This is a genomic window from Paenibacillus sp. FSL R5-0744 (assembly GCF_037972555.1).
Lineage (GTDB): Bacteria > Bacillota > Bacilli > Paenibacillales > Paenibacillaceae > Paenibacillus_AQ.
This window is the reverse complement of the sequence record NZ_CP150228.1, coordinates 2722934-2739503: the sequence shown is the minus strand read 5'-3', so window position 1 is coordinate 2739503 and position 16570 is coordinate 2722934. Positions and strand designations below refer to the sequence as shown.

Sequence of the window (16570 nt, the reverse complement as noted above, 5' to 3'; positions counted from 1 at the left end):
TATTTAGAGTTTATTGATCTAGCTCTTTTTTTACATTGTAACATGATAACGATTTACATCAACATTTGCGGATCAACATCAATGCTGATCTGGAGCCCTGTATCCCGTACAGAATCCTCCAACTCCTCAGCCACTTGTCGAACAAGCCCTATCACATCGATGGCGCCGCGCCATTTTATCATACATTGGAATCTATATCTACCCTTTAAGCGAGGGATTGGAGAAGCTACTGGACCTAACAGATCTAGTACATCTGTGGTTAGCTTATCTAGACTCCCATACCATCTTAGATTTCTGGCCTTCCCCTGCAGATTCATAGCGTAATTCTCTGCCATCCGGAGTAGTAGCGGTAACTGCTCATGGGATAATGTAACGAGTATCAGTCTGCAATAAGGCGGATAATGTAGCCCTCTGCGATGCTTCAGCTCTTCCCTTACAAAAGAGAGATAGTCATGCCCGCTAGCATGAATAATAGAATAATGCTCTGGTGTATAGGACTGAACAACGACCTCACCCGGAAGCTGATGCCGACCTGCTCTTCCAGCAACTTGTGTAAGCAATTGGAAGGTCTTCTCCGCTGCACGAAAATCGGGCAGGTTCAACGCTGAATCTGCTGTAATTACGCCAACAAGAGTTACGTCAGGAAAATCCAAACCTTTTGCTACCATCTGAGTGCCTAGCAGAACATCCGCTTTTTTGTCTCTGAATTGATTCAGCAGCTTCTCATGCGAACCTTTTTCTGTCGTTGTATCCACGTCCATACGAATCACCCGTATCCCAGGAAACAACTTACCAAGCTCTTCTTCCACCCGCTGCGTCCCCGTTCCGAAGAACCGGATATGCTCACTTCCACACTCTGGACAAAGCTTAGGTGCCGGTTCAGCATGACCACAATAATGACAACGCAAATTGTCACTACGACTATGGTACGTTAATGAAATATCACACTCGGGGCAGCCTGCTACATATCCGCAACTCCGGCACATAACAAACGTCGAGAAACCTCTACGGTTAAGCAATAACACGGTCTGTTCTCCACGTTCCAGTCTTTCAGCCAATGCAGCATGAAGCTTTCGACTGAACATTGAGCGATTACCTTCTTTAAGCTCTTCCCGCATATCCACGACATTTACCTTCGGTAGTTCGTTACCAAGCGCGCGGGTAGGCATCTCTAGAAGGACTGGTGAAAAATGAATATCACTCTGCGCTCTAGCAGCATGATAGCTTTCTAACGAAGGCGTGGCGGAGCCTAAAATCACGGCTGCCCCACACTGTTCGGCTCTGCGAATAGCTGCATCACGGGCATGATATTTCGGATTTTCCTCCTGCTTATATGAGGTTTCATGCTCTTCATCCATAATAATCAAACCTAGGTTAGAGAACGGGGCAAACACCGCTGAACGGGCGCCAACGGCAACCGTAGCCTTTCCTTCACGGATTTTGCGCCACTCATCGTAACGTTCGCCAACAGATAATCGGCTATGCATTACCGCGACACCACTTCCGAAGCGCCCCTTAAAGCGCTCCACCATCTGCGGCGTTAATGCGATTTCTGGGACGAGCACTACGGCCTGTCTACCCTGATCCAAACAACGTTTGATACATTGCAAATAGATTTCTGTCTTACCACTCCCCGTAACGCCATGTAACAGAAAAACTTCATGGAGCTGTTCTTCTAACGTTCGTGAAATACGTGTGTATACAATCTCTTGTTCTACTGTAAGTGGCAGAGGCGTAGTAGGCTTAAAATCACGTCCTTGATAAGGGTCGCGATAGACTTCGATTTCACTGATTTCGATAAAGCCTTTTTCCTCTAAACCCTTCACGGTGCTTGCCGTCACTTGAAGTGCAGACAAGACTTCCTTAAGCGCCATTGGGAGTGTAGCTTCCCTTTCAATCAGAAAGCTAAGTACTTCCTTCTGTCGCGCGGACTTTTTGGGGAATTTATTCAACGCCTCACGAGCAGCCGTGATCCCTATCGCAAGATCTACTGCTTTCAGCTTCTTCTTGCCCATTTTATCTTTAATCGATTGGCTCTCTACAAGAACTCCACGTCTTAGCATGAACTTCACCGTCTCCGCAGCCTCCGGAAATGCACGGGTGAGCTGCTTCATGGAAACTTCGCCATTACGTCCGATAAACTCAGTAATTAGTCGTTCCTCATTCCCTGTATCTGCAAACATAGGGAATAATTCATCATCAGAAAATGCTGCTTCTTCTTCCACATCTCCTAGCGAAATCAGTCGTTCTGCCTTCCCTTTTAGAGCAGTGGGCAGCATCGCTTGCAGGGCTGAAATTCGTCTGCATGCATATCTTTTACTCATCCAGTCCGCTAGCTCAACTAATTCAGGAGATAAAGGTGGAAGCAAATCCAGCACCTCTTGAATAGCCTTAAGACCAGGATTCACTACTGTTTCACCTGACTCCAGAGAAACGACAAAGCCTTGCACCGTGCGGTGTCCAAACGGTACTGCTACTCGGCTGCCCACTTCAATCCATAACTTTAGTGATTCTGGAATACTATAATCAAATGGCCGGTCAGTGCTGCGTACAGGCACATCCACAATGACCTTGGCAATATCCATTATAATGAAGCTCCAGTAATCCGCTCTGCCACGAGCGTCAGCAAGCGGCGAGCGACCTCATCCTTAGACAATTGTGGCAATTCGAGCACCAATCCATCTACATCATAAATCGATACAATATTCGTATCCGATCCGAATCCGGCTCCTGCAGCCGCTACATTGTTTGCAACAATGAGATCGCAGTTTTTGCGGACCAGCTTGTCCTTTGCATAAAATTCTGTGTTTCCCGTCTCCGCAGCAAAGCCGATCAAGAACTGCTTGTCTTTGTTCTTACCTAGCGTTTCCAGAATATCCGTTGTTTTTATAAGCTCAAGTGTCAGTGTATCTCCACTTTTTTTAATTTTGGATGGCTCACTTTGCTTAGGCCGGTAATCCGATACAGCAGCCGCCTTGATCATGATATCGCAGCTATCCCACTGCGCAGTAACCGCATCGTACATTTCTTGTGCAGATTGAACACGAATGACATTCATATCCGGGTCCTGCGGAGGCGCTTCATCTGTTCGCGCAGCAATCAAGGTAACCTCAGCACCCATTGCACGTGCAGCACGTGCCAATGCAAAACCCATCTTACCGGAGGAATCATTGGAGATATAGCGTACCGGATCAATCCGTTCTACTGTACCACCAGCTGTGATGACGATCTTTTTACCCTTGAGGGGACTAGACTTCACACTTTCTTGCAACGCAAAAAAATCCTCAACATAACTTACAATAGTCTCCGGTTCCTCTAAACGTCCTTTACCCACGTAACCACATGCCAGCAGACCTTCTCCAGGCTCAATAAACTGAATACCTCGTTTAGCGAGGGTATCCAAATTGCTAAGTACAGCGGGATGCTGATACATATGAACATTCATAGCCGGTGCCACCATTATAGGTGCAGTAGTAGCGAGTAACGTTGTGGATAACATATCATCCGCAATTCCGTGCGCCATTTTAGCAATAATATTTGCAGTTGCTGGTGCTACTATCACAAGGTCCGCCGAATCAGCCAAATCAATATGCGAGATGGAGGATGGATCCCGTTCCTGGAATGTATCGCTATATACTCGTTGCTTCGACAGTGACTGTAGAGTTAATTCTGTAATGAACTGCTTTGCCGAAGCTGTCATAATGACATGAACCTCGGCTCCTTTTTGGACAAGCTTACTGGTCAGGGCTGCTGCTTTGTAAGCGGCAATTCCCCCTGTAATCCCAAGTAAAATAGTCTTCCCCTTCAAGCTCTTCAACATGATCTCCCCCCTGTTCCCTTCTCTTACAACGAATGATCTATTTCTTAAACTTCTTATATTTTGAGAAAAAAATAACAACCTTCCGGTTGTCAGAAACAGCCCGGTCTTGGGCTATCAGCATTCATTAAAGACCCATAATTGCTCCATAACCCAAGAAGAAACGGCATCGCCTAATAACAAATAGGCGGTATCCGTTTCTACAAAAGGTCATATCTAAATAGACTTGAGACTACTCTTCACCACGGGTAAGTGTAATGCGATCTTCGTAAATTTCTTCAAGAGCAACACCGACGAATTTATGCGATCTAGGGTTCTTCACATCTGTCTTGCCACCCTCACGCAATTGTCTAGCACGACGTGCTGCGGCTACAACGAGCGAATACTTACTGTCAACCTTGGTCATCATTTCATCAATTGATGGATATAGCACAGGGACACCTCTTCATAGTTTACTGGTAATACCTTCAGCCTTGCAGCATTCATTATCTAACTTTACAATGTTCGGCGATAATAATGCTTTCTATTCTCTTACAGGCCAAATCAATCTCATCATTTACAACAGCATAATCATAATGCTGCATTAGATTAATCTCATCCTCCGCTACAGTCATGCGGTGATCGATCACATCTGGATGTTCCGTACCCCGTCCGCGTATGCGGTCCTTCAGCTCATCCATAGAAGGTGGAAGAAGGAACACAAAAATACCTTCAGGAAATTTTTCTTTAACTTTGAGAGCTCCCTGAACCTCAATTTCGAGAATAATATCTTTGCCGCTATTGAGAGTTCTCTCTACAAAATCACGTGGAGTACCGTAAAAATTACCTACGTACTCCGCATATTCAAGCAGTTGATCGGCTTCTATCATAGCCGAAAACTCCTCTTTGCTTTTGAAAAAATAATTCACGCCGTCTTCCTCACCCGCACGCGGACTGCGAGTAGTAGCAGAAACTGAGTAGACAAGTTCGGGCATCTTCGGTCGTAGCGCAGTACATACAGTACCTTTACCCACGCCGGAAGGTCCGGATAATATGATGAGCAATCCTTTTGACATAATACACTCCATTTAGTTGTTATTCGTCGTTGTCGTCATCTTTACTGGATAAGCGATGCGCTACAGTCTCCGGCTGTACAGCCGACAGAATGACATGATCACTATCTGTAATGATTACGGCACGAGTCCGTCGGCCATAGGTGGCGTCGATCAACATATGTCGATCTCGAGCCTCCTGGATAATGCGTTTGATTGGTGCAGATTCCGGACTGACGATGGAAATAATGCGATTGGCGGACACAATATTCCCAAAGCCAATGTTGATAAGTTTGATTGCCATGTTCCGGTAGTTCCCCCCATAAAGTTCTATGCTATTGCCTGTTCCCGGTTACTCTATGTTTGCCGCTTGTTCGCGAATCTTCTCCAGCTCAGCTTTCATGTCTAGCACAAGACCCACGAGTGTTAAATGATTACATTTCGATCCGATTGTATTCGTCTCCCGGTTCATCTCCTGAATGAGAAAATCCAGCTTGCGTCCTACCGGTCCTTTCCCCTTCAGGAGGGTTCTGCATTGTTCGAAATGACTATACAACCGGGTCAACTCTTCATCAATATTACAGCGATCTGCAAAAATAGCGATTTCCATCCCGAATTTATGCTCATCAAAAGCGAACGTCCCATCATTTAACTCATTTAATCGATGACGAAGCTTGTCACGATATTCAATGATTACAACAGGTGCAAGTTCGACCATTTCAGCATGCATGGATTCGAGATGATTGAGACGCTGTTCAATATCAGCGGCTAGAAAACTGCCTTCACGGGCGCGCATCTCTAGCAGAGACTGCAAACTCTGCTCAAGTCCCGTCTCCAACATTTCAGAGTAGTCTTCTAAGGCCGCGGACACGGCACCCGCAGCCTCATCTTTGCTTTCCATAATACCGGGTATAGAAAGTATATCACGTAGAGTCAACTCACCGGACAAACCATACTCGTTCTTAAGCTGATCTGCTGCCTTAAGATAAGTCATGACAGTAGAGCGATTCAGAACCGGTCCGGAAGACGACTCATCGTGCTCTCTATTGATGGTAACATCTATCCTTCCCCGTTTGACGTGCTGCTGAACCTTTCTTCTCAGCACATCCTCATAACCCGTCCAATCCCGGGGCATCCGCAGTACAACTTCGCAGTACCGGTGATTCACCGATTTCACTTCGAACATAATCTTGTAGCCGCCGAATTGCAGGGACGATTGACCGTATCCGGTCATGCTAAATGACAACGGAATCACATCCATTACACTATTGTAATTGATTATTACTAGCGAAACAAGGGGGACAATTTACGTCCTGATTTCTCCCATACATACTCGATCAGCTGTGCGCTCATATCATAGAACATGAAAGGTGTCATTAAATAGATCCCATTAAAATGGGCTGTAGCTACATCTAGCAATTCCTTGGCGATGGCGACCCCTTCAGCTCTTCCTGCTTCTCCTTCAAGTCCCTTCATGCGATTCCGGACATCATCCGTAAGCTGGATTCCCGGAACCTCGTTATGCAGGAACTCTGCATTACGCCCACTAGCCAGTGGCATCACACCAATAAACACGGGAATATCCAGATGTGCAGTTGCCTCAGCGATCTTTACGATAAGCTGCTGATCATAGACAGGCTGAGTCATAATATAATCTGCACCAGAGGCAATTTTCTTCTCCAGTCGCTGTACGGCCTTATCTAAATGTTTCACATTCGGGTTAAAGGCAGCACCGATAACAAAATTTGCTTTCTGCTTCAAAGGTTTACCTGAGAAGGAAATGCCATCATTTAACTGCTTAATCATACGAATAATCTCAAAAGAGGTTAAGTCGTAAACCGAACTTGAGCCGGGAAGATCTCCGAATTTCGCTGGATCACCAGTCACCGCTAACACATGATCAATTCCTAGCGCATCAAAACCCATCAAATGTGATTGAGTACCAATCAGATTACGATCGCGACAAGCAATATGCACTAGTGGACGAAGTCCAGTTTTAGCGTGCACTAAATGGCCCAAAGCCATATTGCTCATCCGTGTAACCGCCAGTGAGTTATCGGCGAGTGTCAACGCATCCGCACCCGCTCTTCTCAGTGCTTCCGCGCCCTGCATAAACTTGGCGATGTCCAAATCACGGGGTGGATCAAGCTCAACAATCACCGTATGGCGTTCCTTTACTAGATCAACCAGGTTCGGCTCTCTGCCATCTCTTCCCTCATCTTCGCCAAAATGCTCTTGCAGAGATACACGCTCCACAGTCGGAGGCGACGGTTCTGGAAGTGGCTGAGGTACGTAATCTTTCAATGCGGAAGAAATTTCAGCAATATGCTGAGGAGTAGTACCACAGCAGCCCCCAATAATTCTGCAACCCATTTCTGCAAAAGTAACTGCCATTTGTCCGAAATATTCCGGTGAGGCTCCATACCGATATTCTCCATCTACATAATCCGCAACGCCCGCATTCGGATAGACCGAGGTAGGCAGAATAAGATTGCCTTGTACCGCTTTTAGTGCTCTCTTAATCCCGTTTGGGCCAGTATTACAGTTAAATCCGATGATATCCGCTCCATCACCTTCTAAGATCCGGAAAGCCTCTGGTAACGTCAATCCATCTAATGTACGTGCCGATTCATCCACAGCAAATTGGCAAATGACTGGGAGAGTACTATGTTTACGTACTGTTCTTAGCGCAAGATGCAGTTCCTCGACATCGTAAAAGGTTTCTAGCATAACGCCGTCTACTTCTTCTTCTAACAAAGCTGTAATCTGCTGTGTAAAATACCTCTTCAACTCTGTCGATGAGAGATTTGCACGCTTACCGGCGCGAATAGAGCCTACAGCACCTAATACATAGCCTGTATCTCCAGCAGCTTTACGAGCGATTCTTACTCCGGCGCGATTAATTTCTTCAACCTTGGACTCCAAACCATATTTGGACAGCCTGTCAAAATTCGCTGAGAAGGTGTTGCTTTCTAGCAGCACTGCTCCTGCATCGATATAGCTGCGATGGACATCTTCGATAACCCCCGGAGAGGTCAAATTTAATTCTTCGTAGGAAATGCCGACAGGGAAACCCTTCTGATATAAATAGGTACCCATCGCTCCGTCTCCGACCAATACTTTGTTTCCCCATGCGGAACGTAAATCCGGCTTCACTGCAAGATCCTCCCCTGTCACATTAGGTTCTACTTTAGTTTCATACTAATGTAACATAAATCGCTATGGATGATAAGCTTTCATAAGAAAAGCAATCAACCCCCCAGTGGTATGAATGATCAAGTATTAAAAGCCTCATACTAACGTTAAAAACAATAAAGGGGTATTTAAGTGAAGAAAAAAACAAGAAAGTTTCTGATCCGAAAATACACGGTAATTCTACTCTTATGCATTCTCTGCTTATTATTTCTGTATTTGGGAGATTGGATGTACGGATATGGTCTGGGCAATATCGGTTATATTCTAAATTACTTGCTATATACCCCCTCTGAGAAAGTCGCTGCTTGTATTTTATTGCTATGCCTGATTATTCCCGATATCCTAGCCTGGAAGACGGGGCATCAACCAGAACGAGGAGGGGAACTGTGACTTCTTATCGCTGTAATAATAATTAGGAGCAATGGAATCAACACCATAAAGAAGGGAAAGACCGTGTATAGCAGTTTCCCTCCCTCTTCAATATGTTCTGTGAAGCTTCGGGCATTCAGCATCGAACTGAACAGGATTATTAGAGCTACCGGATACACCATTCTTCGGTAAGGAATCTTGAACAATTCTGAAATCCCAATAAGTGCTGCTGCAAAAAAAACAGACAATTTGAAAAAAACACCGATTATTAGCACCATGACAATTAGAATATCCACACGTTGAATAAAATCGGAGATAGAGATCTTACTGATCGTAGGCATTAAGGGGAACGGAGAACGCCTGACAATATCTGTACCAAGCACCGATATATTTAAGGCCATGGTCATACTTAACAGTATACCTGATACAAATATGCCCGCTGCGATTACCCAAGGACCTTTTTTAACGTTATTCAGATAGGGCATAAGCATAGTAAAACAGATCATTTCACCAAAAGGGAAAATGTAGTTTTGATGTAAAACAGAAGAAACAATTGGCTTAATTCCATTCTCAAAAACAGGGAGCAAACGGTTCAAATTAATGGAGCCCGAGAACATTAACATGCTCGAACAAAATAAACCGATTAATATCACAATCACCGCAAACACCAACGAAGTTCGGGACAGCACTTCTACTCCTTTATGCAATACATAAGCACTAGATAATACCATTAACATCGCTACAATGAATAACGGCGTCCTGTGCATAGTAGCCATAACTAGCATAGAGCTACCATCTCGCAGATCACGACCAGCCAAATTAAGAAATATCACGATATAAGCTATGGATATCAACGAACCCACATATTTACCAAATAGTTGCCGGATATATGTCGTAAGGGGCAGATTCGGAAACTTTCTATAAAGATAGGCATATCCTGCAAAAACAATTAATCCTATCAAATTCCCCAGCAATATGGAAATCCAAGCATCCTTATCAGACTCCATTCCAAGATTCACTACCAGCGCCGTCCCCAGTTCAAACAACACTGTCAGGGTGAAAAATTGAAGTAGTCCTATTTTTATATTTCCCATAGCTGCCCTCCTAAATTATCATTTCTTTTTGGACTGAAAGGAATCACTCCGCATGTCGGTATGCCGAATAACTATATCCACATTAAACTTGATCTCACAGGTTGCAAATATGCTATCCCAATGATCTTTTACTTGCTTCCACCCCCGCGGATTCTCTCGTTCTACAACTTCACCAAATCCAAGATAATCGCTTTTTAACGAACGAGCTGCTGAGACAGCTGCATGTAACTTATCATTGATACTCTGTTCTAGAAGTTCCGAAAGATTATTTAAGACCTTGGGATCTGTCAAATCCAAAGCATTAGGCGATTCTTTCAAACCTGCCTGCTCAGTGATATTTATTGTGATTACCGGATGCTCCGCGTCCTTCGCATCAGCATGAATATGTACCTGAGATAAATACACGATGAACGCTACATATTCATCCTCACCAATCGAAACCACTACTGGAATTTGTGTAATTTTATTCTTTAGCAGGGCAGTGCCTATAGCTTCATCACCTCGTAGCCAGCCTTTCAGCTTGTCCTCTTTAAATGCAGCGAAGTCTGTAACTCTAAGAATGGCCTCAGGATCTATATTTTTCAAACTGTCGTTATTATCTTTTTTGTCCAATTCGCCTGTTACCATTACCCCATTGACGATAGGCCCACCACCTGGAATTTGAATACCACGAATTATATCGTCTACTTCCATCCGGTAATTATATCCATACTGTTTAGAGGTCGTCTGCAGCTTCTCCACTAGATCATTGGCGGGTATTTTGCCAAACGTAGTCATGGTCGTCATACTATCTACCGCCGGCTGTCCCTTTGATATAAAAATAAAACTGCTTAGCCTAGTTTCACTCTCTCTTTCTAGGACATCCATCATATCTTTGATACCTTCGCGAGCAAACTTCTCCGAAATAACGATCACTCGGATATGTCCTAAGGACAAGAAACGCGCAGTCTGACGCGAGGCATTAGCCAACGCTTCAAACATTGTACGTCCACTGCCTTTATATACTACGACTGGCGAAGTACCTCTGGCGTTCTCGCCAGAGATTTCGTCAGCAATTATAATCTGAAAAGATAATACATATTTTTCCTCATCTGTAGGACCTCTATCAATAGCCACTCCAGAAACGATTGCCCTTCTATTTAACTCCACACTGTCCCAGCAGCCTGTAAGACTGAGAAATATCAATAAACATAGCAGGACAACCCCAATAAAAATAGTGCGATTACTCTTCATCCTGCGCTCCTTTTTTTGGATGCTCTGCCCCAGTAGATTTTTCAAGGATTTTAGGAGAAACATTCTGTTCATGTCCTGTTGAGATCTTCTTTCCTTCCGAAATGCCTTCTTGCCTCTTTGTTGTAGAAACTCGCTCCGTTCTCAAAGCCCATAAGGGCAGTCTTAAGAACGCATCTTTTTGACCATGTGAGGATATAGGCACAATAGGGGATAGATAAGGGACACCGAATGAACGCAGACTATTCATATGTGCAAGCAAAACAATTAAGCCTAAAGTAATCCCATAAAAACCAAACATACCGGCCAGCACTAAAAATCCGAAACGGATAATTCTTCCTGATATCGCCATGTTATACGCAGGTATAGCAAAGCTCGCAATCCCTGTCAGCGCTACTACAATAACCATAACCGGTGTGATAATTCCTGCTTCCACTACTGCCTGACCCAAAATAAGCGCCCCTACAACGGATACAGTCTGTCCCACTGCACGCGGCATCCTTACTCCAGCTTCTCTAATGATCTCGAACGCTCCCTCCATCAGGAGTGCCTCCACAAAAGCAGGAAAAGGTACATTTTCACGTTGTGATAATAGATTGATTAACAGGGTTGTAGGAATCATCTCATAATGGTAAGTGGTTAACGCTATATAAACGGAAGGCCCAAGAATTAGTACAATAAAACTGATATATCGAACAAGACGCATGAGAATTGTAATATCGAACCTTTGAGCATAATCCGAGGCAGACTGAAAAAACAGTGTAAATACCGCAGGCAAAATCAATACAAACGGGGTGCCATCTATAATGATCACAACCCTACCCTCTAATAGGTTCGTCGCTGCAACGTCAGGCCGTTCACTATTATTAATGGTTGGAAAAGGTGTGAAGGTTTTATCCTGAATCAGCTCTTCGATATAACCTGATTCCATGATGGCATCGACATTAATCTGTTGTAGCCGATTTCTCACCTCTTCTACCAACTTCTCGTCTGCATTGTCTTTAATGTACATGAGGGCCACATCTGTGTGAGTTACCTTTCCGATCTTTAAATGTTCTAGTCTTAGCTTAGAAGACTTAATTCTTCTCCGAATCAAGGAAATGTTCGTAGCTACAGATTCAACAAAACTATCCTTTGGGCCTCGCACGACTAGCTGGGTGGATGGCTCGCTGACGGAGCGAGCTTCTCCTCCCTCGGTCTCACACACAATTGCACTGTCATAACCTTCAATCAGAATGACCGTTTTGCCAGAAAGGATCGCCAGTAGAACCTCATTCCACTCCTCTTGCAGCTGTGCTTGACCTATTTCCAAAGCACGGTTCAATACGAATTCCTTAAGATCATTTGTTGCAGAGATGTTCTCTTTGAGCATTTCGTCTGTAATTCCGAGTAACGAACCGATTACGAATTCATCGACCGTTTCCTTGTTGACAAGACCATTAAGATGAATTGCTGCTGCTTGAACGGGGCTCTCACCTCCGATCTTTACCTGACGAATTTTGAGATCAGGACTATGACCCAACTCATTATCTATTTGGTCGAGCGTTTGGTCCAAATCATCGGTAAGCCTCGGAATTCGAGTATCTTCATGACCTGAGGCTCCTTGTTGTTCCTTAGCGGATTTGTTTCTTCTGTTTATCCCGTTTATGTTCAACAAGGTCCCCCCTTTTTTCAATCTTAGGGGTATTATTCTCGGTTATCCCTTCCATTATTCGGCTAAATAAAGTCGCAAGGATGTGGAAACACAAAAAGGCAGCCCAAGAGATTCTCTTGGGCTGCCTTCTTAAGTATTTTTCTAAATGGCTACACTACCTGTGAATGCAACCTCAGCAGGACCTGTCATATACACATGGTTATCCTCTTCATTCCATTCAATGAACAGATCGCCACCCTTTAGACTAATCCAAGCTGCTCGGTCCGTCAGACCATTTAGCACAGAAGATACTAAAGTTGCGCAAGCTCCAGTCCCACAAGCAAGTGTTGGTCCAGCTCCGCGTTCCCATACCCGCATATCTACTCTGCCTCGATCCAGAACCGTCGCGAACTCGACGTTTACCTTTCTCGGGAACAATGGATGTACCTCTAGCTTAGGTCCCCATGTCGCAAGATCGAAAGATACGGCATCTTCTACATAAATAACGCAATGAGGATTACCCATAGATACTGCAGTAAACTTAAATTCGGTTCCATCCGATTCAATCCGCTCTGAGAGCACGGGTTCTGCATCAATAGCTACCGGAATTTGAAGACCGGACAATACAGGTTCACCCATATCAACCGTTACAGTTTCCACTACACCGTCTTTTACATTCAAGGTAACCTTTTGTTCTCCGGCACCAATCGTTTCAATAACAATCTGCTCGGAGTTTACCAGGCCATGGTCGTAGACATATTTGGATACACAGCGAATGGCATTTCCGCACTGCTCTGCTTCCGAGCCATCAGAGTTCATAATGCGCATCATGTAATCGCCGCGTTCAGACGGAAGGATGTATACAAGTCCGTCCGCTCCAATTCCGAAGAATCGATTGCATAACGTTACAGCAAGATCTGCTGCATTGCTTGGTAGCTCTTGCTCGCCGAAAACTACGATGAAGTCATTGCCTAGGCCGTGCATTTTTGTGAATTCCATTGAAAGTCCACTCCTAAAGGTTATGTTAAGTTAGATACGAGCTATTAACTGCAACAAGTATACCTTTAGGAATGGAGCGTTACTATTAACTTTATGCCGAAATTTTTGTACTTTTTATCATCGAATTACTGCCGCTACGACCACGATTACGTTTACCGCCCCAAACACTGCCAGCCCCCATCAAGAAGGTCGGAATCCCCGCTGTTACAAATACTAGACACCATTCACGGAAATTAAGCGGCACTGTTTTAAAGACGGGTTGGAGAAATGGAATATACATAACAGCCAGCATCAAAATCACGGATGACAATACAGCAAGAACTAGGTACTTATTCTGGAACGGATTTCGATGGAACACCGAACGAGAACTGCGGCAATCAAAGACATGAATCAACTGAGCCATAACGAGTGTTGCAAAAGCTACAGATTGTGCTCGAATCAGCTGCGCTGGATTCTCTGGTGCTACACGTAAGGTTAGCCAAAATGCTCCTAACGTACATAAACCGATTAAAAATCCACGGCTTATGATCTTCCACCCTAAACGACGGGCAAAAATATTTTCCTTTGCACCACGTGGCTTATGCTCCATTAAGTCCTTCTCAGGCTGGTCAACACCAAGCGCCATCGCTGGCAGTCCGTCTGTCACCAAGTTGACCCATAAAATTTGAATAGGCACTAATGGCAGAGGCAGACCGAGCATCATGGCAAAGAACATGGTCAAGATTTCCCCTACATTTGATGCAAGTAGGTATCGAATGAATTTACGAATGTTCTCATAGATGTTTCTACCCTCTTCAATGGCCGCAACAATGGTTGAGAAGTTGTCATCCCCTAACACTAATGAAGATGCTTCCTTGGTCACATCTGTTCCGGTGATCCCCATAGATATTCCTATATCTGCCGCTTTAATGGCTGGAGCATCATTGACTCCGTCTCCGGTCATAGCCACAACATGACCACGGCGCTGCAAAGACTTCACAATACGAAGCTTATGCTCTGGAGATACGCGGGCGAATACGTACACATTATCCGATACTTTATCCAGCTCATCATCATCCATCCGAGTCAGTTGAGCCCCTGTTAATACTGTGCCCCCACGTTGCAGAATTCCTAATTGGTGAGCAATGGCCTCTGCAGTCGTTCCATGGTCCCCAGTAATCATCACAGTCTTAATTCCTGCTCGGCGTGTGACGCTAATGGCATCGCGAACTTCACGCCGTGGCGGATCAATCATTCCAGCCAATCCGATAAAGACAAGTTGGCACTCCGCATCCTTTTCACTATCCACATGTTCACTTGGACGCATATCACGATAAGCCATACCTAGGACACGAAGTGCACCTGAAGCCATTTGCTCATTGGCATCAAGTACTTTCTGCCGCAATGTTGGCGTTAAAGGCACGACACCGCCTTCCCAAAGCATATACGAACAGCGATTAAGCAGCACATCAGGCGCGCCTTTCGTACATACCATCCGTCCTCCGGGATGACCAATAATAACTGACATTAACTTCCGCTCGGAATCAAAAGGAAATTCCTTCTCACGGGAGTAGGTTACGGCTAGCGTCTGGGCAGTCAAACCCATCTTCCCTGAAAGCACTACTAGAGCTCCTTCCGTTGGATCTCCTTTGAGTTCCCAAATCGATGAGCTGTCAGAAGATTTATCAACTACAATGTCCTTATCCTTCCCTTTACGCTTACCTCGCACTTCGGTCGGAAAGGTCTCAATAATCTCCGCATTACTGCACAAAGCACCCACCTGTAGCATCCGTCTTAAACTTTGATCATTTTTGAGATCAACCGGTTTACCTTTCTCCAGAACCTGTCCGCTCGGAGCATAACCTTCACCTGTTACTTCAAGGCCACGTCCGCCCGTCCATAATCGGGTCACCGTCATTTTATTCTGAGTCAATGTACCCGTCTTGTCCGAACAGATGACGGATGCGCAGCCCAAGGTTTCCACTGAAGGTAATTTACGAACAATGGCCTTTCGTTTGATCATCCTCTGCACGCCCAGCGCAAGTGCGATGGTTACAATGGCCGGAAGCCCTTCCGGAATCGCAGCGACCGCCAAGCTTACCCCGGCCAAGAACATTGCTGTGGCAGGCTGTCCATGTAAAATACCGGCTGCTACAACTACAATAGTTAAACCTAGTGATACATAGATTAAAATTTTCCCTAACTGCTCGAGACGATGCTGAAGGGGAGTTTCCTGAGATTCTGTATTCTGGATCAGGTCTGCAATCTTACCCATCTCTGTGTCCATACCCGTACGAATTACGATAGCTTTACCAGTACCCCTGGTTACCATTGTGCCCATGAACCCAAGATTCTTCTGATCGCCGAGCGGAATCTCCTCCGCGCGGATCACATCCGAATGCTTCGAGACAGGCAGCGATTCCCCAGTTAGCGCAGATTCCTCCACATATAGAGAACTGCAATCCAGCCATCGTATATCCGCGGGTATTCGATCACCACTCTCCAGCAAGACAATATCACCTGGTACTAACATCTTTGCTGGAATGACCTCACTGTTCCCCCCACGCAGTACTTTGGCAGAAGGTGCGGAGAGCTGTTTTAAAGCTCTTAGCGAACGTTCGGCGCGGAACTCTTGAACAAACCCAAGGGCTCCGTTTAAAAGGATAATCGCGATGATCGTGATGGCATCCAAATATTCGCCAAGCAAACCGGATACGAGCGTCGCACCCATAAGCACAAGCACCATGAAATCCTTAAACTGGTTCAACAGCAGGGTAAACGGGGATACGGTCTTTCCTTCGGACAGCTCGTTATACCCATTTTGCTTCCGTCGCTCCGCGGCATCCTCTCCACTGAGGCCCGTCCTCGGATGGACATTGAACATTTTCTGCAGCTCTTCTGCACCGAGCCGGTGCCAACTGTTTTGTTCCATGACTTTTCTTTCCCTCCCGGTCGTTTCTTGACTTCCGGCGGCGCACAGCTTTTCCACCTGTTCATGACCAAGTGTATTCAAGGTCGTCCAATAATATCACCGCCTAACCAATTCCCCTTTTGCGCGAATGTCCCAAAGTATGGCATCATAGAGAGGTAAGCTTAAACGTCTTCGGTGTTCTTATAAGGGCGGTAAGCGTTTAAACAAGAAATATAAGATATAAAGTATGATGTGAAACTTATACTTTCTTATATTTCCAGAAATTCATTTCACGTCGACAGGAGAGCTTTA

At 45.1% G+C, this 16570-nt stretch carries 13 protein-coding genes; 1 reads left to right on the top strand and 12 read right to left on the bottom strand.

Going from position 1 to position 16570, the window contains the following annotated elements; translation table 11 throughout:
- Nucleotides 1–53: 53 nt before the first annotated feature.
- The 7 genes from priA to MKY19_RS11815 all read right to left on the bottom strand — a co-directional run bounded on the left by priA (nt 54) and on the right by MKY19_RS11815 (nt 8004).
- Nucleotides 54–2585 (bottom strand): primosomal protein N', encoded by a 2532-nt coding sequence (gene priA / locus MKY19_RS11845; protein WP_339802986.1) that lies wholly within the window; start codon nt 2583–2585, stop codon nt 54–56.
- Nucleotides 2585–3820, bottom strand: coding sequence for a bifunctional phosphopantothenoylcysteine decarboxylase/phosphopantothenate--cysteine ligase CoaBC (coaBC, locus tag MKY19_RS11840; RefSeq protein WP_339802983.1), 1236 nt, complete (start codon nt 3818–3820; stop codon nt 2585–2587). The genes priA and coaBC overlap by 1 nt, the downstream gene beginning before the upstream one ends.
- Before the next feature lie 229 nt (nt 3821–4049).
- A complete protein-coding gene (rpoZ, locus tag MKY19_RS11835; protein WP_036686188.1) occupies nt 4050–4250 on the bottom strand; it encodes a DNA-directed RNA polymerase subunit omega in 201 nt (66 codons plus the stop codon).
- A gap of 52 nt (nt 4251–4302) precedes the next feature.
- Nucleotides 4303–4872: a guanylate kinase gene (gmk, locus tag MKY19_RS11830; protein ID WP_076282916.1), complete on the bottom strand. Its 570-nt coding sequence runs from the start codon at nt 4870–4872 to the stop codon at nt 4303–4305.
- Nucleotides 4873–4891: 19 nt separating this feature from the next.
- Entirely contained in the window at nt 4892–5152 is a 261-nt protein-coding gene (locus MKY19_RS11825) for a DUF370 domain-containing protein (protein WP_006209218.1), read from the bottom strand.
- 48 nt (nt 5153–5200) lie between these two features.
- Complete coding sequence (locus MKY19_RS11820; protein ID WP_042187381.1) at nt 5201–6094, bottom strand: YicC/YloC family endoribonuclease; 894 nt, start codon at nt 6092–6094, stop codon at nt 5201–5203.
- Between the two features lie 38 nt (nt 6095–6132).
- Nucleotides 6133–8004 (bottom strand): bifunctional homocysteine S-methyltransferase/methylenetetrahydrofolate reductase, encoded by a 1872-nt coding sequence (locus MKY19_RS11815; protein ID WP_339802978.1) that lies wholly within the window; start codon nt 8002–8004, stop codon nt 6133–6135.
- Nucleotides 8005–8175: 171 nt separating this feature from the next.
- On the opposite strand from MKY19_RS11815, the gene MKY19_RS11810 reads away from it, so the two are divergent.
- Entirely contained in the window at nt 8176–8433 is a 258-nt protein-coding gene (locus tag MKY19_RS11810; protein ID WP_143759425.1) for a hypothetical protein, read from the top strand.
- Here the strand turns inward: MKY19_RS11810 and MKY19_RS11805 are convergent.
- The 5 genes from MKY19_RS11805 to MKY19_RS11785 all read right to left on the bottom strand — a co-directional run bounded on the left by MKY19_RS11805 (nt 8406) and on the right by MKY19_RS11785 (nt 16279).
- Complete coding sequence (locus MKY19_RS11805; RefSeq protein WP_339802973.1) at nt 8406–9506, bottom strand: GerAB/ArcD/ProY family transporter; 1101 nt, start codon at nt 9504–9506, stop codon at nt 8406–8408. The genes MKY19_RS11810 and MKY19_RS11805 overlap by 28 nt on opposite strands.
- A gap of 18 nt (nt 9507–9524) precedes the next feature.
- Nucleotides 9525–10739: a Ger(x)C family spore germination protein gene (locus MKY19_RS11800; RefSeq protein ID WP_076282920.1), complete on the bottom strand. Its 1215-nt coding sequence runs from the start codon at nt 10737–10739 to the stop codon at nt 9525–9527.
- Entirely contained in the window at nt 10729–12390 is a 1662-nt protein-coding gene (locus MKY19_RS11795; RefSeq protein ID WP_339802970.1) for a spore germination protein, read from the bottom strand. Before MKY19_RS11795 ends, MKY19_RS11800 begins: the two co-directional genes overlap by 11 nt.
- 141 nt (nt 12391–12531) lie before the next feature.
- A complete protein-coding gene (dapF, locus tag MKY19_RS11790; protein WP_149644183.1) occupies nt 12532–13368 on the bottom strand; it encodes a diaminopimelate epimerase in 837 nt (278 codons plus the stop codon).
- 91 nt (nt 13369–13459) lie between these two features.
- Nucleotides 13460–16279: a calcium-translocating P-type ATPase, SERCA-type gene (locus tag MKY19_RS11785; protein WP_339802966.1), complete on the bottom strand. Its 2820-nt coding sequence runs from the start codon at nt 16277–16279 to the stop codon at nt 13460–13462.
- Nucleotides 16280–16570 lie beyond the last annotated feature (291 nt).